Below are 17,745 nucleotides of genomic sequence, written 5' to 3' on the forward strand. Positions count from 1 at the left end.
CAAGCGAAAAGAAATGGGGGCCCTACCATGTTAAAAAAAATCATGTCCATGTCCACCAGTATCGTCCTGGCTTCGGTCATGCTGGCTGCTTGCGGCAGCGGCAATGGCAGCACTACCAGCACAAACAGCACTACGCCAGAAGCGAGCAGCACAGCTGACGCTGGCGGAGCCGCGAATGAGGCTAAGCCGGTTACGATCAACATGTTTACCGCTTCTCCCGAATATACCGATGCGTTTAATGCTTACATTGCCGAATACAAAAAAGTAAAGCCGAACGTCACGATCAACCTGGAAATTATGCAAGCCGATTACAATACGGTGCTGAAGTCGAAAATCGCGTCCGGAAGCACGCCGGATGTATTCCAGACGACAGCGGGCGGCGACATTGACACCTTTGCCGAATACAGCGCAGATTTGACGAATGAGCCGCTGGCGGCAGCTATGACGGATGCGGTACGTGTTAATATGACATCGAGCGACGGCAAGGTGCTCGGACTTCCGGTCAAGGGCAATTTAATGATGATGATTTATAATAAAAAGCTGCTCGCGGATGCGGGCATTACGGCCGCCCCGAAGACGACAGCAGAGCTTGAGGATGCCGTTGCCAAGCTGGAAGCGAAGGGCATCACGCCATTTGCCAACGCGTACAAAGAGTGGTGGGTATGGAAGCATATTTTCCAAAACTTCGTCAACGCAGCTGCGGAAGATGCGGGCACCACGCCGAAAGAGCTGGTGGGCCAGTTCATCGCGGGTGAAACGACATTTAAAGACCATCCTATGCTGAGCGACAATTTCTTTCATTTCATCGACCTTACCGTGAAGCACGGGACAGACAAGCCGCTGGAGCGTGACAGCAACGCCGAAGTAAGTGACTTTGCTTCAGGCAAAGCGGCCTTCATGACGGGCAAGGGCGCATGGGACGAGGAAGCGATCAAGAAAATTACACCTGACATCGAGATCGGCATCGCAGGCTATCCGGTCAGCGGCAAGCCAGAGCAAGCGCTGCTTGTAACGGGAGCCGATCAGGCGCTGCGCATTAACAAGGATTCCGCTGTTGCGGCGGAAACGATTGAATTTTTCAACTGGCTGTATACCTCCGACTACGGTAAAAAATGGTTCTCGGAAGTCGCGAAGGTCATTCCGCCGATTAAAGATGCGGCGCTGCCGGATCTGGATATGCCGAAGCAGATGGAAGAGATTTTAAAGACGGAGAAATCCGGTGATCTGTCGGTTAACTATTCTCTCGACACATTCCATCAAAAATTTGGCGAGCTGATGCAGAGCTACATTAGTGGCGGGAAAACGAAGGAGCAGGCGATTACCGAAATCCAGCAAGCGTGGATTCAATTCGGCTCCTCGATGTAAGCAAGCGGTCAAGCACAGGGACGGAAGCGTTCCCTGTGTTTTTTGTTATGAAATGATGTGTTGATTAGCGCCTTGCAATCGCAAGGCTATTCTACAATAAATGTTTTAAATAATGGGCTTGGCGCTTACTATCCTTCTTGAGTTAACCGATATAACTAGGTACAAGGGTTAACTTTAAGCTAGAGGAGAATGACGAGATGAAGGCGTCTAGTCCATTAAAATTTTTAACTAATCTGTCATTTCGGGTTAAGCTTCCCGTCATGATCTGTTTGCTTGTATGTATCGTGCTTGCGGCAACGGGCACTTTAAGCTATCGCATTGCAGCGGAAATTACAATTTGGAGCAGTTTTTCACAGCGGACAATACCGCTCTAACGAGCGTGAATGAACGATTAACAACGAGTATTCAAGGCATGCTGGCGACAATCAAACCATTTTGGTTATGGACAAAAATGGTTTGATTGTCGCCAGCAGCAACGAGTCTGTATTGAACAGCAGCCGCTCTGACCGTGATTATTTTCAACAGGCGATTAAAGGAAAAGCGGCGGTGAGCGATGCACTGGAGGAAGTAACAGCAACGGTACAGGAGCAATCGGCAATGGTACAGAACCTTGCGGAGATGGTTGAAACGATCGAAAGCTTGAGCAATGAGCTGGCACAAGCAGCTGGCGAATTCAAAGTAGAATAACGATACAGTTCATAAACACCCCTGTTCTATTAGTAGAACAGGGGTGTTTGGTTCGCCTAAATAAAGGAACTCATAGAGCGTGAAAATAAGCTATAATATAACAATAATCGATAAATATCGGGTTGAAGCGTGTGCGCTAGTTGCCTGCCAGGCAGGAAAACAGTTTGTTGCGAAAAGGAGATTGCGGCGGTGGATCACTTCAAAAATTTATTTGAGCTATCTTTTGACATGCTTGTGGTCATGGACTGCAACGGCCGCGTTGTGCACTATAACAGTGGCTTGCAGAAGATGCTGGGCTATCCTGTCTTTTTGAATAGTATGAAAGATTTTTATTCGTATATGCATCCCGACGATATAGCTTCAATGGATGCTTTAGTTCCACAATTAATACAGGGTAGAGAGCTGAGCGGATACTTGAATCGATTCCGCTGCGCAGACGGCTCTTATAAATGGCTGCAATGGAATGTCTCGCTGGATCAAATCAATATGTATTTTTATGTCATAGGTCGTGATGTGCATCATCAGAAAAACTTCGAGCAGCACCTGGCGGCACAGGAGCTTTGGTACCGTTCCTGCCTCGACAATTTGCTGGATGGCTTCAGCTATTACAAGGCAGTCCGGGACGAAGGCGGCGATATTATTGATTATCGGTCGGAGTACATGAATGATACCTTTTGCCGCATGATGAATTATTCGAAAGATGAAGCTGTGGGCCGGCTGTGGTCGCAGCTTTTTCCTGATTTTACAGAAGAGATCCAAATGGTGCTGAAACAGGTGACGAGCAGCGGCAAACCCGTTCTAAGGCAGGAGCGGGTATACAATAAGTGGCTGACGGATGAGGAAAGCTATGATGTGCTCTATTATAAAATGGGTGATGGCTTCGCCTGCAGCTGGCGCAATGTGACCGAATACCGCCGGGCTCAGGAGCATCTGGAGCTTTCAAACCTGAAATTTACGAGTGCCTTTCACACGAATGCAACAATGAACTTTCTAATAGATTTGGAAACAGCGACCATTATAGAGATGAATCAGAAGTTCTCGCAGACGATCCGGCGGGGGCATTATTCCCATTTTGTAAGCAGTATTATGCAAGCGATTCCAGCTCAGGGGTTATTAGAAAATATTGAGCTTCCCTTCCTGCGGCAGTCTGGGGATACGGGCTATGGCGTTATATCAGGCGAGGTGCTGGAGCTGAAGGACAAGCGTTATTTTCTCGCCTTTGCCATCGATATTACGGAGCTGCGCAAAGCCAAAAAGCATCTTCTGCTCATGGACAAGCTAAATTTACTCAGCTCCATGGCGGCAAGCATTGCCCATGAGGTGCGCAATCCGATGACGACGATTAAAGGATTTTTACAGCTGATGCAGAAAAATACGACGCTCGCCTCTTACCGCGATACGTTGAATTTAATGATTAGCGAGCTCGATCGCGCTAACGGCATTATCTCAGAATATTTATCGCTGGCGAATACCCGTTTTGTGCAGAAGGAACAGAAGCAGCTGGATGTTCTCGTTTCGAATATACTGCCGCTGCTGGAAGCGGATGCGGCTTATTCCAACATTTTAATTGTGCTTGATCTGCATGCCACGGAGCCCGTTACCGTCGAGGAGAAGGAAATCCGCCAGCTGCTGCTGAATTTGACGCGCAATGCCATTGAAGCGATGGAGAGCGGCGGCGAGCTGACGATTCGGACGAGAATGAATCAGGGCGATGTCATACTGGAAGTAGCCGATCAAGGACATGGCATTCCGAAGGAGCATATAGAGGCGATTTTCACCCCTTTTTATACGACGAAGGAAACGGGAACCGGGCTTGGGCTTGCGGTGTGCCGCAGTATTGCGGAGCATCATGGCGCCGATATCGAGATTGAATCAAGCGAGGAGGGTACGACATTCCGGGTCGTATTTTAGCAGCCCTCCAAGCAGCGTACAATCTCATGATAAGCAGCCAATCGTTTGGGTGGATTAGGATATTTTCCCACACTAACGTTTTTTTGCTGATGAATGGTTTCGTTTTGGCCTATATATAGAAGAAATCCCCCTGATTACGCGAAAGCGCCCAGGGGGATTGTTTGTTTTGGCATAGTGCGAGCTAGAGAGATGAATCAGCCTTAGCCCTCATTCATGATTTCAGCAATCAATTCAAAAGAACGAAGGCGTGCCTGATGATCATAAGCAGAGCCGGTAATCATCAGCTCATCAGCGCCTGTTTTTTCAATAATGTCGGCCATTCTGCTGCGGACCGTTTCCTTGCTTCCGGCTACGCCGAAGCTGAATTTGCTGCGGACGACAACCTTCTCCTGTTCATTCCACAGTTCATCCATATTGGCAACGGGCGGTTTCAGCTTGCTCGTCTGGCCGCGGATGAGGTTCAGGAACTGCTGCTCCTGCGAGGAGGCGAGGAAGCGCGCTTCTTCATCTGTATCGGCCGCAAGAATGTTTACGCCAATCATGACATGAGGCTGCTCAAGCGCCGCCGAAGGGCGGAAGCTGCTGCGGTACAAATGCAGAGCCTGCATTAAATAGTCTGGCGCAAAATGGCTGGCGAAAGCAAACGGCAATCCCAGCTGCCCCGCTAGCTGAGCGCTAAAGCCGCTGGAGCCTAGCAGCCAGATCGGAATATCGAGTCCTTCGCCGGGGAAGGCGCGAACCGCAGGAACTCCTTCTTCTATAGAAGGATTTAGAAAACTGCGAAGCTCGCCAAGCAGCTCAGGGAAGTCTTGGCCGTTATTGCTATTAAGTCCACGGCGCAGCGCGCGGGCAGTGGCCTGATCTGAGCCTGGCGCACGCCCGAGTCCAAGATCAATGCGCCTTGGATACATCGAGGCGAGTGTGCCGAATTGCTCGGCTATCATAAGCGGCGCATGGTTGGGCAGCATAATACCACCGGAACCGACACGGATCGTGCTCGTGCCTTCGGCCACATAGCCGATGAGTACTGAGGTAGCGGCGCTGGCAATGCCTTGCATATTGTGATGCTCAGCCAGCCAATAGCGCTGATAGCCCCAACGCTCAGCATGCTGGGCGAGATCGCGTGTATTTTTGAAAGCGTCGGTTGCATTGCCGCCTTCAACAACGGGAGCCAGATCAAGAATGGAAAGGGGAACGGTATGTAAATGGGTCATGATAACAATAACCTCCTGTACAGTAAATTGACTTGTAGGTCATACTCTCCATTATATCATAATGAACGCCAAGGATAGAGTGGACAGGCAGGCGCGAAAGAGGGTGAAAAAAAGTTGAAGCAAAAGCTTGCATTTTATCTTTAATTGTAGTATCTTAAATTTAAGATAATAAATGCAAGGAGGTGAGGGCAATGAAAGAGGCAGACAGCATAACGAAAGTGTCACAGCAGGAAGCCGAAGACAGTGCTTTGAAGCTCTACATTGCGCTCAATCGGGCCAGCCAATGGATTAACGCCCACGGCGACCGGGACATTCGCAAGCATGGCTTGAATCGTACGGAATTCGGCGTACTGGAAATGCTATATCACAAAGGTCCACAGCCTTTGCAGCAAATTGGCGGCAAGGTGCTGATGAGCAGCGGCAACATTACCTACGTCATAGATAAGCTTGAGAAGAAGCAGCTTGTGCAGCGTAGAGCTTCAGCTGATGATCGCCGGCTCATCTTCGCAGAAATAACTAGCCAAGGCACACAGTTTATTGAAGAAGTATTTCCAGCACATGCAAACATTATTACAGAAGCGGTTAGCGGCTTGACGACAGAGGAACAGAAGCTGGCAAGCGAGCTGCTCAAGAAGCTTGGCAGACACGCGCAGGATGCTTTTAAGTAGAAGAGGCTTGGTATCCTGTATCGTCACTTATTTCTATCACTCAGCCCCAATATCTTAATTTAAAGACTCTCAAATCCATGATATAATAGAGGAGTGTTCATAATGACACAACAAACAGCAGGCATTCACCACATTACAGCTTTCGTATCGAACGCACAAGCAACGGTTACTTTCTACGCAGGCGTATTAGCCCAGCGGCTCGTGAAAAAAACAATCAACTTTGATGCTCCGGAAGTGTATCATCTGTATTTCGGAGATCAAGCCGGCAGCCCAGGCACGATCATGACTTTCTTCCCTTTTGCACACGGTCGTAAAGGTGTGATTGGAGGCGGTCAGGTTGGGGTAACCACTTATGTTGTTCCTGCGGGAGCGCTGGATTTTTGGAAAGAGCGCTTGGCAAAATATGAAGTGCCATTCACCGAAACGCAGCGGTTCGGCGAGTCGTATGTACAATTCGTTGACCCTGATGGCTTGCAGCTTGAGCTTGTAGCCCGGGAGGAAGGCCCGCTAAGCGACTGGTCTTATGCGGGAGTACCGACTGATAAAGCCATTAAAGGCTTTGGCGGCGCGATTTTGTACAGCTCTGCTCCGCAGAAAACGTTCCGTTTGCTGGAAGAGGTAATGGGACTGAGCAAAATCGGCGAGGATGCTGGTTATGCGCGTTTCAGATCATCGGCAGAAATCGGCAATATCATTGATCTTCCGATTGAGCGTGTTGAGCCTGGTCATGGCGGCTCCGGTACGGTCCATCATATTGCATGGCGTGCGAAAGACGATGCAGAGCATGCGCTGTGGAGAAGCCATGTGGAGACGAATGGCTACCACCCTACACCAATAATCGACAGACAATATTTCCATGCGATTTATTTCCGCGAAGAAGGCGGCATATTATTCGAGATTGCGACAGATCCTCCAGGCTTTGCACGTGACGAGGAGCCGGAACATCTCGGTGAAAAACTGATGCTGCCAGAATGGTTTGAACAGCATCGCGAGGACATTGTGCGGCTGCTTCCGCCTATCCAAGTACCGTAAGTGAGAGGAGAATGGACAATGAAACATATTTATCAGCAAGGCACGAATGCGGCGGCGCCAGTTTTGGTGCTGCTGCACGGTACCGGAGGAACGGAGCGCGATTTGCTGCCGCTGGCTGGCCGAATTGACCCTACAGCATCGGTGTTAAGCATTAGAGGCAATGTACTGGAAAACGGGTTGTCCCGCTATTTCCGCAGACTGGCCGAAGGTGTTTTTGACGAGGAGGATTTAGTGCTCCGTACGAAGGAGCTCCATGATTTTCTAGACCAGGCGGCAGTCGACTATGGCTTTGATCGTGAAAATCTCGTCGCTATCGGCTACTCCAATGGAGCCAACATCGCGGGCAGCCTAATGTTCCATTACAAGGATGCTTTCCGGGGAGCGATTTTGCATCATCCGATGGTTCCGCTTCGCAGCGTAGAGCTTCCCGATATGACCGGCATTTCCTGTTTCATCGGTGCAGGCCGCAATGACCAGATGTGCCCGCCGCAAGAGACGGAAGAGCTGCAAGCGATGCTGTCCGGCGCGGGAGCTGCGGTTAGCGTACATTGGGAAAACTACGGCCATCAGTTGACGGGCAGCGAAGTCGAAGCAGCCGCAGCCTGGTATGCCAAGGTCATTTGCCCATGATGGTTACGATTGATCCGTCTGAGCGCTCGGCCCGTGATAATTATAAGCTGCTTTCGGGCAGCATTATACCACGGCCGATTGCTTTCGTGACGACGCTGTCTTCATGCGGCGTACTCAATGCTGCGCCATACAGCTATTTCAATGTTGTATCGTCCAATCCGCCGCTGCTATCGGTTTCGGTACAGCGGAAGCCGGATGGACAGCAGAAGGATACTGCCCGCAATGCAATAGAGGCAGGGGCTTTCGTCGTGCATATTGCCGACCAATCGTATATTGAACAGCTGAATGTAACGGCGGCTAATTTGCCGCCAGAGGTAAGCGAGGTCGCAGCAGCAGGACTTACGCCGGTTCCTAGCGTTAGGGTTGCCGTGCCTGGTGTAGCTGAAGCGAAAATTCGGATGGAATGCGTCCTGGAGAAGGCCATTCCGCTCGGCGGAACGAACGATGCGCCTGCCTGCGATTTACTGATCGGCAAGGTCGTATTTTATCATCTCGATGAGACGGTTTACGATGAGCGCGGTTATATTGATGCCGACCAGCTTGCGCCTATTGCCAGGCTTGCAGGCAGCGATTATGCAGGGCTTGGCGCACGTTTTTCCATTGACCGTCCAACCTCGTGATGGCATACACATACGCAGATATTCGTTGTATCTGTTTGACCAAAAATGGCAGCAGATGTGAGCTGCAAGCTTGACACTTGAAACTGCAAAGTAAAAGAACCCTCGACTACACCGTATCGGCGTAGCACGAAGGTTCTTTTACTTTTGAAAGTGTAAGCCAATGCTGAGGGAGCTCTATTTAGCCTCTGCTTCCGCAAGCTTAGCAATTTCCACGATAACCTGAACGGCTTTCAGCATATTGTCGACCGAAGCGTATTCGTAGCGGCCATGATAATTTTCCCCACCGGTGAACACATTAGGCGTAGGAAGCCCCATGTAGGAAAGCTGCGAGCCATCAGTTCCGCCGCGAATCGGCTTAATATCCGGCTTAATGCCGAGATTCTCCATTGCCAGCTTCGCTTGATTTACGATGCCGATAACCGGTTCGATTTTATCCCGCATATTAAAATATTGATCCCGAATATTCAGTTCTATACTCGATTCACCATATTTAAGCTTTAGCCTGCTGACGATGTCTGCCAGCTTCTGCTTGCGTCCCGCAAAGCCTTCTTGGTCAAAATCGCGAATAATATAACGCAGCTCGGACTTCTCCACATCGCCGCTCATTTGAATCAAATGATAAAAGCCTTCGTAGCCTTCCGTGAACTCCGGCGCTTCATCGGCAGGAAGCTGACCGTGCAATTCCATGGCGATTTTCGCCGAATGGACCATTTTGCCCTTGGCCGTGCCGGGATGGACGTTCGTGCCTTTGCAAATAATGTGAGCAGCGGCAGCATTAAAGCTTTCGTATTGCAGCTCGCCAAGCGGCCCGCCATCCATCGTATAGGCATAATCTGCACCGAATGCGGCAACGTCGAAACGATGCGGCCCACGGCCGATTTCCTCATCCGGGGTAAAGGAGACGCGGATTTTTCCATGCTTCACTTCAGGATGCTGAATCAAATACACCATCGCTGTCATAATTTCGGCAATGCCCGCTTTATTGTCTGCACCCAGCAGCGTCGTGCCATCGGTCGTAATTAGCGTATGTCCCACATATTGGCTCAGCTCAGGCGAAGCGGATGGAGACAATACGATAGACAACGCTTCGTTCAGTATGATATCGCCGCCGTCGTAGTTATCGACCACTTGCGGTTTTACATTTTCACCCGTGAAATCCAGCGCGGTATCAATATGGGCGAGAAAGCCAATCGTCGGCACCGTTTTGTCCGTATTGGCAGGCAGTGTAGCCATCACATAGCCGTTCTCATCCACGGTTACCTCCTCCATGCCGATCTTCATCAGCTCTTCCACCAACTGGTCGGCAAGCAGCAGTTGGCCCGGGGTCGTCGGACAAGTCTCGCTGCGGTCATCGGATTGCGTGTTCACCTTGACATAAGAAATAAAGCGTTCCATCAGTTCCTGTTTCATGCTTCCATGCTCCTTTTTCCTCTATTTCAAAATATAAGAATTTATAAGTTTACACGTATAAATAGGCTTATATTTCTCGGACTGAAACGCGCCGCGCCGCCAGAGGACGGCGACAGCCGTTTCACCTTGTCAGTATGTATCTCTAGGTTTATTTCTATTTTATCACAATTACAGCAGCGTTCGCGCGCGGGGCCGTACATGCTATACTTAGGATTATTGAGATGAGGGCAGGTGCTGTTGGATGGCCATTTATATAGCGTTGCTTCGTGGGATTAATGTCGGCGGGCATAAAATAATCAAAATGCAGGATTTGCAGCGGATGTTCGAGCAGCTTGGCTTGCAGCAGGTTAAAACGTATATTCAAAGCGGCAATGTGCTGTTCGAATCGGATGCTCCAGCCGAGCAGCTGCGCCTGCAAATTCAGAAGGAAATTACGGCTGTATTCGGATTTGACGTTCCAGTCGTCATGCGTACCTATACGGAGCTGGCCGCGATTGTCGCAAGCAGCCCTTTTGATGCCGATCAGCTTCAGAAGGGTGAAAATGTTTATGTTGCGCTGCTCGCAGGTATGCCTACGGAAGAAGGAAAGCAGCGGCTGCTCGCATGCAGCAGCGAGGTGGACGACTATCGCCTGTGCGATAGCGAAGTGTATATTTATTGCCGCCAAAGCGTGCGCAAGTCGATGTTTTCGAACAATTTGCTGGAAAAAAAGCTGGGCGTAGCTGCTACTTCGCGGAACTGGCAGACGATGAACAAGCTGCTTAGCCTCGCTGCAGGCATGGAGGAGCTGCTCAAGGCGAATAAGCCTGGATAGCGTTACGATACTTTCCTATATTTCAAGGTGAAACGGCTGTCGCCGTCCTTTGGCAGCGCGGCGCGTTTCATTCCGTGAAATATAGAGAAAGGATGGCGTTAGAATATCCTTTCCTATATTTCAATAAGAAACCGCCAGCTTGGCAGCAAGGAAGTATAAAGCTTCCCTGTCCAAGCTGGCGGTTCGTTGTATGTGATGAATAATAAGTGCTAAGCGTGCTGTTTCAGCCATTTGGCGATATCGGAAATGACGGGTGCAGCAAAGCTGCCTGGATGGTTGTATTCGGCTAACGTGCCTTCTCCTTCACCACTGTAATCGACGAAAAAGTGGTTAAGGCCTGGGTACAGCTTGAAGGAAGCATTAGATTTCCCTTTGAACAGCTCCTCCCACAGCACATAGTCTTTATTCGCAAATACTTGGAAATCATCCTTGCCCTGCAGGACAAGCACCGGTTTCGTTAGTTTTGCGGCATATCCGCTCGCGGGATGATTGTCCATTTCCTTAAAGTAATAGGCGGGCAGGGAGAAAACCGTCGTCGCCTGCGCCTGCGCATCAGTCAATGTATCCAGTGCTTGCGCCTTTTTGTATTCAGCTTCTACGAGCTGCACATTTGCCTGTTTGGCGGGGTCTTTATCATCCATGGCAGTGATAAAAGCTTGGTTCTGGTCATAGACGATTTCCCACAGCGAGCGTGGCGAGCCAGCAAGCAGCACGAGCCCGGCAAAGTCGCCGCCTTCTGCATCAATACGCGGGGCAAGCATGCCGCCAAGGCTATGTCCAATAACATACACTTTGGAGGCGTCAATCCGTTTATCCGCTTTTAGCAGCTTGGCTGCGACAATAGCGTCATCAATGGTTTCTTCCTTCACCGTCATTTTCATATAAGCTTCTGTCGTCATGCTGCTGCCGTAAACAAATGTGCGTTTATCATAACGCAGTACGGCAATTCCTTGCTGAGCTAGTCCCCAAGCGATATCGCGAAATGGCGTATAACCGCTTACCGTCTCATTGCGATCGGATGCGCCCGAGCCCTGGACCAATACGACCGCAGTCAGCGGGCCAGTGGCATTTTTCGGAAGAGTCAAGGTTCCACCGAGCTCATAAGGAGTGCCCTCGCCAACGGTAACCTCTTCTTCAACAATCGTAGCTGGAGCTTCTTTGTCGATGGGCTTTGGCGTAATCAGCATGCCTTCGAGCAGCGTACTCTCCATGTTGACGTAAAGCGTAAGGTTAAAGCTAATCTTTTCAAATACAGCAGTTGCGGTAATCATCGTCATCCCTTCGTCCGCTCCAGATACTACAATATGCTCTGCGCGAACGTAGCTGCCTGCTTGAACCTTTGTGCTTTCCCACGTTTTTCCTAGTACATCTACAGAAACCTGTTTCTTGAGTGTATCCGAGAAGTAATCGTCCCAAAGCATTTGGTAATCGCCTTTATCCAAAGCAGCGGTAACTTTATTTATCCAACGCTCGGCTTCAGACAAGGGGGTAGCAATGGAGACTTGCATCTTGCTTCTTTCATAATTGTACTGACAACCCAGAACTTTATTGAAGAAAGCGAGCGGGACATACAGATGTCCCTGCCGCTGAACCGAAGCGGTGTCGAAGGTGCGCTTCTCCCCGTTCACTAGTGCTTCGGAGCTGCCGGAGCTGAACGTAACCTTGAGGTCCTGCCCTTCGAGCAGAACCTTGCTGCTCGCTTTATGGTAGGTAACTTTCAGACCAAGTCCTTCGACTGCGCTCCGCAGCGGTATCATGACCTCATCGCTGCTGCTCAAGTAAGCCTGATTGCCAGCAGACGTCGTGATGACTTTGCCATTAACGAGCAGCTTGAGGGTTTCTGCGGCAGCTGTCATAGCGGGAAATGCAGCCATGAGCAGCAAGGAAAATACGATCGTAGATGCCAAATGCTTTTTCAAAATAAATTCAGTCCTCCTTTAGAGTGCGCCTGTCCCATCGAGGGAATCAGGCATAAGATGCTGTAGAAAAATAGCTGGATGCATGGGGTCAATTATGTAGGGCGGTTAAATAACCGCAGCTCTATTTCATACGAATGGAGCTTGTTCATGGTTTCCTAATTGTTGGACATCTTAGTTTGGGGGCTTAATCGGGTTCAAGCATAGTTTCCATGCGTTTATGAAAAAAAGAGAGCGCCAGCCGATCGCCGCCGCATTCCGCCGAAGCGGATATGACGCCAGTCGGCTGTTCATGGCGGAATGCTGGGTGACATTCAATCGTGTGCGCGGCCTTATTTCGCGAGCAGTCTTCGCGTGATGGCGTCTGCTGCCGCCGCTGGCGGAAGCGTGCTGGATAGCGCATAAATATGAGCCAGCCGATCGCTGATGCGCTCCACCTGGCTGCGGGCATAGGAAGCGGAGCTGCCGTCAAGCTCAGCCGCCGTAACAATAATGCCGCCCGCATTGATGGCATAGTCCGGGGCATACAATATGCCAGCCTGCTGCAAGGCGGCATCATGCTTGGCGTTCGCCAGCTGATTGTTGGCGGCACCCGCAATGATGGGGCACTTCAGCTCCGGAAGAGTCACGTCGTTCAATATGCCGCCGAGTGCGCAAGGCGAAAAAATATCGCAGCTTTGCTTATGAATGCTGTTGACGGAAACAGCTGTGGCCCCGAACTGTGCGGCCGCCTGCTTGACTAGCCCGTCGTTCAAATCAGCGACAATAAGCCGGGCTCCTGCTTGATGCAAATAACGGCACAAGGCGTAGCCAACCTTGCCCAGACCTTGGACAGCGACCGTTCGCTGCTGCAGCTGCTCAGAGCCATATTTTTGCTTAAGCGATGTGCGGATTGCGATATATACGCCATACGCGGTCATTTTCGCTGTGAAATTTCCCTTTGCTCCCAGCGAGCCGGTAACATCGGTCACATAACGTGTTTCTTTGGCGATCTCATCCATGTCACCTGGAGTTGTGCCCAGATCCATACCGGTAATATAGCGACCGTTAAGCCGCTCAATAAAGCGCCCAAGCGAGCGGAACAGCTTGCTGCTTTTGTCTGTGGCAGGATTGCCGATAATGACGGCTTTGCCTCCACCGTAGGGGATATCGGCAAGAGCTGATTTGTACGTCATGCCGCGCGCCAGCCGAAGGGCGTCGCTGATCGCCGCCTCTTCAGAGGCGTAGGTCCACATTCTGCAGCCGCCCAGTGCCGGACCAAGCTTGGTCTGATCAATGGCAATGATCGCTTTGAGCCCGCTAGATGCATCCTCCATCACATCCAACTGCTCGAAGCCTTCGAAGCTTGCGCTCACGCTATGCCCGTCCATAGATAGCAGCCCCCCCATTTGCTAAAGTGCATAGTCGTTATGCGGTTTACTATTGATGTATTCAACAGCAGCTTAACTTGATACCGCATATGCACGAGTCGGGGGAAATGCATAGCTTAGATGGGCGCAGTGTGAACAAGAAAAAAAGCCGCTTTCACCAGCTGTCTGGAGTGATGAAGCGGCCCCTTTCAAGTAAGCTTTTATACGGTTGATCTTCTAAGCATAAGGAAGGATAGCAGAGCATTCAGCAGGATGAAAGGAAGGAGCCACAGGGAGAGGCCGAGTGCGGTATGCTTGATAAGCCACGCCCAAATATCGAGCCATCCATGATTCTGAGTGATGATATAGGAGCTAAGGGTGAGTACGACACCGGATGCAAGAAACAAAATCAGCATGCCCGTTTTCTTGAATTTTCGATAGAAGCTGCCTAAGACAAAGCCCCACAGAAACAAATGCAGAGCGATCAGGAACAGGGTAAGCAGCTGTACGAGCAAATTTCCATCACTCAAATACGGCAGGTAGAAAAAATACAAGCCCGACCACCAGTGGTTCGTAAGCTGATTTTCAATAATAGACATTAGCAGCAGCAGGAGCGCCGAGCCGAGGCTCATCAGAAGGGCCATTACGATGGTGCCTGCAAAATAATTGAAGCGGCTAATGCTGAAGCTGATCGCAAAGGGAAAGGTCTGTGCGACGACGATAATGCCCAGCACGAATATATAAACCAATAGGGACGAGATTCCGCCTGTATACATGTTCTCCGTATCGGCGATCAACCAACTAATGAGCAAATTTACAACAAAACTGGAGCTGAGAATGAGAAGAGGAATGAAAAACCAGCTAAATCGATCGCGTCGATGAAGCTTGATTACGCTTAATGTGCGATTCATAACAAATCTGCCGCCTTTCGTTCAGTTTTGCCATTCGTCAGATGAATAATCAGCTGTTGTAGAGATACGGAGCCAAACTCCAGCCCTCTCGTAGCCGCCTGCTTGCGATCACCTGCGCTGAGCATGCCGTCTACTGTGGCGGAGAGTAAGGCACCAAAGGGCTCGCGGGAAACAACGATTCTGCCGTTGAGAAAAGATTCAACCTCAGATGCAGATCCAGCCACTGTGTAGGCGCGACCCCGCAGCAGTTCGGCGTCCTCGTTAATCAGAATGCTGCCCTTGTCGATGACGATTACATGCTCCAGCAGCTGGCTGACCTCATCAATGAGATGGGAGGAAAGCACGACCGTGCGGGGGTGCTCGGCATAATCAGTGAGCAGATGATCGTAAAATAAGTTTCGGGCAACGGCGTCAAGTCCCAAATAAGGCTCGTCAAAAATCGTCAGCGGGGCGCGGCTCGCGAGCCCGACAATGATGCCGACAGAGGAGTGCATGCCGCGCGACATTTTTTTGATTTTACGCTTCAAGGGCAGCTGGAATTCCTCGACTAATGTATTAGCGAAGGTGCGGTCCCAGTTTGGAAACAAAGAGGCGGATAGCTCCAATACATCGAGCAGGCTGTAATTGTCCGGGTATTTCTGGCTCTCCTTAATGAAGCAAATTTGGCGCAGTACACGGTTGTTTTCATAAGGGGCTTCGCCGAAGACGGTCAGCTCGCCGCTCGTCGCGAACAACTGGGCAGTCAGCATATGCATAATCGTCGTTTTCCCGGCGCCGTTGCGTCCGAGCAAACCGTATATTTTATCCGGCTCCAGCACGAAGCTCACTTCGTTTACGGCATTGAAATTCCCATAAGCTTTCGTTACCCGCTTTAGCTCGACAATTGGACTCATGGCTTGGTTCCTCCTCTTCTGATCATATCTGACAACTGCTCTGGCGTAATGCCCAGCTTCTCGGCCTCATGCATCATCGTCACCACATACTGTTCGAAAAACTGCTCACGCCGCTTCTCCATCAATATCGCTCTGGAACCTGTTGCGACAAACATGCCAATCCCTCGTTTCTTATAAAGAATGCCTTGATCCGCTAATTGATTGACGCCTTTCGCTGCGGTGGCGGGGTTGATTTGGTAAAAGGCTGCAAATTGATTTTTCGAAGGCACCTGCGACTCTTCCGGCAGCAGGCCTTGAATGATATCGTCCTCGATGCGCTCGGCAATTTGCATGAAAATGGGTCTGCTATCGTCGATGCTTATGCTCACATTGTCCACCACCAAACTGGTTAGTTACTCATGTAACCAACTATACATGCGATCAACCAACGCGTCAATAGGCATCCGATATGAAAAAATACAAAAAAGGATAGAAGAGGCAGTGTAGTATCTGCTCTTCTATCCTTTTTGGGGTGAAATGGGCCGGATGCCCTTTGTTAAATCGGCTGCTGTGCGGCTTCTATTTTGCCAAGCAGGCCTCGTACCTGCTGATGAACGGCATGAAATTCCTCAGGTGTAATGTCCAAGCCGCCATAAACGCGTTTGGGAACATCGGCGGCCCGTTTTTTAAGCTCGCGGCCATCCTCCGTCAGCTGAATAACGAGATTGCGCTCGTCGGCTTTATCGCGAATGCGGGTGATCAGGTTCATGCCTTCCAGCTTCTTAAGCAGCGGGGTCAGCGTACCAGAGTCGAGCAGCAGTCTCGCTCCCAGCTCTTTCATCGTCACCTTGTCCTGTTCCCATAAGGACAGCAGGGTGACATATTGCGTATACGTTAAGCCAAGCTCCGTTAGTACAGGACGGTAAAGCTTTGTTATTTCCCGCGAGCAGGCATATAAGGAAAAGCAAACTTGATTATCGAGCTTCATCCATTCATCTTCATTCATGCTAATTGTCTCTCCCTTCGGACCAAGGTTATGCGCAGCAATCAATTGTGTGCAATTAATTAAGCTATTGTAGCATTGCCTGCGAAACCTGTCAAAAGAAGACGCAGTGTGCGCAGCAGCAAATTTCAGCCATCCTATTTGACAATTGAAATTAAATTGTATAAAATTAAATTTATCAAAATTAATTGCTATATTTTCAGCCTGACCGTTGTTTTTAAAATTTTAAGGAGGTTATTATGATGTCCATTTATGATATCGAAGTGAAGAAGATTACAGGTGCGCAGGAGACGCTGGCTCCCTATAAAGGCAAAGTGATGTTAATCGTAAATACAGCTACCAAATGCGGCTTTGCACCGCAATTCAAAGGCTTGCAGCAATTGCAGGATACGTATGGCGAGCAAGGGCTTGCGGTACTAGGATTTCCAAGCGGGCAGTTTATGAATCAGGAGCTGGAGGGCGATGCGGAAATTGCGCAGGCTTGCGAGCTTAACCATGGGGTATCTTTTCCGTTGTTTGGCAAAATCGATGTAAATGGCAGCAGCGCACACCCGCTGTACCAGCACCTGACGAATGAGGCTCGCGGGGTGCTGGGCTCGAAGGCGATCAAGTGGAATTTTACGAAGTTTCTAGTGGATCGGGATGGCAAAGTGGTCAAACGGTTTGGGCCGAATGATAAGCCGGAGGATCTCGTAGAAGATATCAAAAAGCTACTCGGCTAAGCCAACCCTGCAGCGGGTGAAGGCTCCACCAATCGCTTCCTTGTAAGTGAAGTCGGCGGTATCGCCTACCGTAATTTGCAGCCCGCCTTCGGGCAAATAGTCTTGCTCGCTGCGATAAACGCCAGTGTAAGGCCCATCCGGCAAATAAGTTGGGCATACGAGCGTCCAATTTAATGGCTCTGCAGATGCCTCCAGAAGTCGCAGTACAGCATGATGCTCCTCGGCAGCCCGTGTAGACCGGCGTTTCGATTCGCTGGATTGATAGCGCAGCAGGCCAGGCTCGGTGCGGCTCTCCAGAATGCCAGCCGTTCCGACCGTCACGAGACGATGGATGGCTTGCTGCGCCATGACGGCAAGCAGGCCCGGAAAGCAGGAGGAGAGCGTATTTCCGCCATCCGTGCCCAGTGCGCTAATGACTACGCTGCTGCCTGCAACAGCTTGCTTGAGCACGGCTTCTTCGCGAGCATCTCCGACGATGGCTGTCAATTGCGGATGCGAAAGCTCAAGCTTCTCTATCGAACGCACCAAGGCATGGACGCTATGTCCATCTGCAAGGGCGCGCAGCATGACTTCGCGCCCGACGCGTCCTGTGGCGCCTAATATCGTAATTTGCATGTGATG

At 50.3% G+C, this 17,745-nt stretch carries 19 protein-coding genes; 10 read left to right on the forward strand and 9 right to left on the reverse strand.

Annotated elements, in window-relative coordinates; genetic code table 11:
• Positions 1–27 precede the first annotated feature (27 nt).
• The 4 genes from ABEW34_RS19255 (at position 28) to ABEW34_RS19270 (ending at position 3,963) form a co-directional block, all read left to right on the forward strand.
• Positions 28–1,365 carry an extracellular solute-binding protein gene (locus ABEW34_RS19255; protein WP_430160877.1) on the forward strand — a complete coding sequence of 446 codons (1,338 nt, stop codon included), beginning with the start codon at positions 28–30 and terminating at the stop codon, positions 1,363–1,365.
• 197 nt (positions 1,366–1,562) lie between these two features.
• Positions 1,563–1,739, forward strand: a complete 177-nt coding sequence (locus ABEW34_RS19260) for a hypothetical protein (RefSeq protein ID WP_430160879.1) — start codon at positions 1,563–1,565, stop codon at positions 1,737–1,739.
• A gap of 61 nt (positions 1,740–1,800) precedes the next feature.
• Entirely contained in the window at positions 1,801–2,052 is a 252-nt protein-coding gene (locus ABEW34_RS19265) for a hypothetical protein (protein ID WP_430160881.1), read from the forward strand.
• A 189-nt stretch (positions 2,053–2,241) separates the two neighbouring features.
• Complete coding sequence (locus ABEW34_RS19270) at positions 2,242–3,963, forward strand: ATP-binding protein (protein WP_430160882.1); 1,722 nt, start codon at positions 2,242–2,244, stop codon at positions 3,961–3,963.
• 200 nt (positions 3,964–4,163) lie between these two features.
• Here ABEW34_RS19270 and ABEW34_RS19275 read toward each other — a convergent pair whose 3' ends face one another.
• Positions 4,164–5,177 (reverse strand): LLM class flavin-dependent oxidoreductase, encoded by a 1,014-nt coding sequence (locus ABEW34_RS19275; RefSeq protein WP_430160884.1) that lies wholly within the window; start codon positions 5,175–5,177, stop codon positions 4,164–4,166.
• A 191-nt stretch (positions 5,178–5,368) separates the two neighbouring features.
• Here ABEW34_RS19275 and ABEW34_RS19280 point away from each other — a divergent pair, with 191 nt between their 5' ends.
• The 4 genes from ABEW34_RS19280 to ABEW34_RS19295 all read left to right on the forward strand — a co-directional run bounded on the left by ABEW34_RS19280 (position 5,369) and on the right by ABEW34_RS19295 (position 8,127).
• Entirely contained in the window at positions 5,369–5,845 is a 477-nt protein-coding gene (locus tag ABEW34_RS19280; protein WP_430160886.1) for a MarR family winged helix-turn-helix transcriptional regulator, read from the forward strand.
• 102 nt (positions 5,846–5,947) lie between these two features.
• Complete coding sequence (locus tag ABEW34_RS19285) at positions 5,948–6,877, forward strand: ring-cleaving dioxygenase (RefSeq protein WP_430160888.1); 930 nt, start codon at positions 5,948–5,950, stop codon at positions 6,875–6,877.
• An 18-nt stretch (positions 6,878–6,895) separates the two neighbouring features.
• A complete protein-coding gene (locus ABEW34_RS19290; RefSeq protein ID WP_099518058.1) occupies positions 6,896–7,507 on the forward strand; it encodes an alpha/beta hydrolase in 612 nt (203 codons plus the stop codon).
• Positions 7,507–8,127, forward strand: coding sequence for a flavin reductase family protein (locus tag ABEW34_RS19295; protein WP_430160963.1), 621 nt, complete (start codon positions 7,507–7,509; stop codon positions 8,125–8,127). Before ABEW34_RS19290 ends, ABEW34_RS19295 begins: the two co-directional genes overlap by 1 nt.
• A 174-nt stretch (positions 8,128–8,301) precedes the next feature.
• On the opposite strand, the gene pepT is transcribed toward ABEW34_RS19295, so the two are convergent.
• A complete protein-coding gene (gene pepT / locus ABEW34_RS19300) occupies positions 8,302–9,537 on the reverse strand; it encodes a peptidase T (RefSeq protein WP_430160889.1) in 1,236 nt (411 codons plus the stop codon).
• Positions 9,538–9,778: 241 nt separating this feature from the next.
• On the opposite strand from pepT, the gene ABEW34_RS19305 reads away from it, so the two are divergent.
• Complete coding sequence (locus ABEW34_RS19305; protein ID WP_430160891.1) at positions 9,779–10,351, forward strand: DUF1697 domain-containing protein; 573 nt, start codon at positions 9,779–9,781, stop codon at positions 10,349–10,351.
• A 209-nt stretch (positions 10,352–10,560) separates the two neighbouring features.
• Here ABEW34_RS19305 and ABEW34_RS19310 read toward each other — a convergent pair whose 3' ends face one another.
• The 6 genes from ABEW34_RS19310 to ABEW34_RS19335 form a co-directional block, all read right to left on the reverse strand.
• A complete protein-coding gene (locus ABEW34_RS19310) occupies positions 10,561–12,270 on the reverse strand; it encodes an alpha/beta fold hydrolase (protein ID WP_430160893.1) in 1,710 nt (569 codons plus the stop codon).
• A 329-nt stretch (positions 12,271–12,599) separates the two neighbouring features.
• Complete coding sequence (locus ABEW34_RS19315; protein ID WP_430160895.1) at positions 12,600–13,637, reverse strand: Glu/Leu/Phe/Val family dehydrogenase; 1,038 nt, start codon at positions 13,635–13,637, stop codon at positions 12,600–12,602.
• A gap of 200 nt (positions 13,638–13,837) precedes the next feature.
• Entirely contained in the window at positions 13,838–14,527 is a 690-nt protein-coding gene (locus ABEW34_RS19320; protein ID WP_430160897.1) for a hypothetical protein, read from the reverse strand.
• On the reverse strand, positions 14,524–15,420 hold the full coding sequence (locus tag ABEW34_RS19325) for an ABC transporter ATP-binding protein (protein WP_430160899.1): 897 nt from the start codon (positions 15,418–15,420) through the stop codon (positions 14,524–14,526). The genes ABEW34_RS19320 and ABEW34_RS19325 overlap by 4 nt, the downstream gene beginning before the upstream one ends.
• The gene (locus ABEW34_RS19330) at positions 15,417–15,788 is read right to left on the reverse strand and encodes a GntR family transcriptional regulator (RefSeq protein WP_430160901.1); all 372 of its coding nucleotides are present in this window, start codon (positions 15,786–15,788) and stop codon (positions 15,417–15,419) included. Before ABEW34_RS19330 ends, ABEW34_RS19325 begins: the two co-directional genes overlap by 4 nt.
• 167 nt (positions 15,789–15,955) lie before the next feature.
• The gene (locus tag ABEW34_RS19335; protein ID WP_430160903.1) at positions 15,956–16,405 is read right to left on the reverse strand and encodes a MarR family winged helix-turn-helix transcriptional regulator; all 450 of its coding nucleotides are present in this window, start codon (positions 16,403–16,405) and stop codon (positions 15,956–15,958) included.
• Between the two features lie 239 nt (positions 16,406–16,644).
• Between ABEW34_RS19335 and ABEW34_RS19340 the strand changes: the two genes are divergently transcribed.
• Positions 16,645–17,124: a glutathione peroxidase gene (locus tag ABEW34_RS19340; RefSeq protein ID WP_430160905.1), complete on the forward strand. Its 480-nt coding sequence runs from the start codon at positions 16,645–16,647 to the stop codon at positions 17,122–17,124.
• Here the strand turns inward: ABEW34_RS19340 and ABEW34_RS19345 are convergent.
• Positions 17,113–17,739, reverse strand: coding sequence for an NAD(P)-dependent oxidoreductase (locus ABEW34_RS19345; RefSeq protein WP_430160907.1), 627 nt, complete (start codon positions 17,737–17,739; stop codon positions 17,113–17,115). The two genes, ABEW34_RS19340 and ABEW34_RS19345, sit on opposite strands and share 12 nt — an antisense overlap.
• Between the last annotated feature and the right edge of the window lie 6 nt (positions 17,740–17,745).

The sequence above is a fragment of the Paenibacillus algorifonticola genome (genome assembly GCF_050481745.1).
GTDB classification, from domain to species: domain Bacteria; phylum Bacillota; class Bacilli; order Paenibacillales; family Paenibacillaceae; genus Pristimantibacillus; species Pristimantibacillus algorifonticola_A.

Excerpts from the sequence above, each read along its gene's own strand:
- ABEW34_RS19305 (WP_430160891.1), top strand. The coding sequence starts at position 9,779 with ATGGCCATTTATATAGCGTTGCTTCGTGGGATTAATGTCGGCGGGCAT.
- ABEW34_RS19315 (WP_430160895.1), bottom strand. The coding sequence starts at position 13,637 with ATGGACGGGCATAGCGTGAGCGCAAGCTTCGAAGGCTTCGAGCAGTTG.
- ABEW34_RS19260 (WP_430160879.1), top strand. The coding sequence starts at position 1,563 with ATGAAGGCGTCTAGTCCATTAAAATTTTTAACTAATCTGTCATTTCGG.
- ABEW34_RS19340 (WP_430160905.1), top strand. The coding sequence starts at position 16,645 with ATGTCCATTTATGATATCGAAGTGAAGAAGATTACAGGTGCGCAGGAG.
- ABEW34_RS19280 (WP_430160886.1), top strand. The coding sequence starts at position 5,369 with ATGAAAGAGGCAGACAGCATAACGAAAGTGTCACAGCAGGAAGCCGAA.
- ABEW34_RS19295 (WP_430160963.1), top strand. The coding sequence starts at position 7,507 with ATGGTTACGATTGATCCGTCTGAGCGCTCGGCCCGTGATAATTATAAG.
- ABEW34_RS19285 (WP_430160888.1), top strand. The coding sequence starts at position 5,948 with ATGACACAACAAACAGCAGGCATTCACCACATTACAGCTTTCGTATCG.
- ABEW34_RS19320 (WP_430160897.1), bottom strand. The coding sequence starts at position 14,527 with ATGAATCGCACATTAAGCGTAATCAAGCTTCATCGACGCGATCGATTT.
- ABEW34_RS19325 (WP_430160899.1), bottom strand. The coding sequence starts at position 15,420 with ATGAGTCCAATTGTCGAGCTAAAGCGGGTAACGAAAGCTTATGGGAAT.
- ABEW34_RS19255 (WP_430160877.1), top strand. The coding sequence starts at position 28 with ATGTTAAAAAAAATCATGTCCATGTCCACCAGTATCGTCCTGGCTTCG.
- ABEW34_RS19275 (WP_430160884.1), bottom strand. The coding sequence starts at position 5,177 with ATGACCCATTTACATACCGTTCCCCTTTCCATTCTTGATCTGGCTCCC.
- ABEW34_RS19345 (WP_430160907.1), bottom strand. The coding sequence starts at position 17,739 with ATGCAAATTACGATATTAGGCGCCACAGGACGCGTCGGGCGCGAAGTC.
- ABEW34_RS19290 (WP_099518058.1), top strand. The coding sequence starts at position 6,896 with ATGAAACATATTTATCAGCAAGGCACGAATGCGGCGGCGCCAGTTTTG.
- ABEW34_RS19335 (WP_430160903.1), bottom strand. The coding sequence starts at position 16,405 with ATGAATGAAGATGAATGGATGAAGCTCGATAATCAAGTTTGCTTTTCC.
- pepT (WP_430160889.1), bottom strand. The coding sequence starts at position 9,537 with ATGAAACAGGAACTGATGGAACGCTTTATTTCTTATGTCAAGGTGAAC.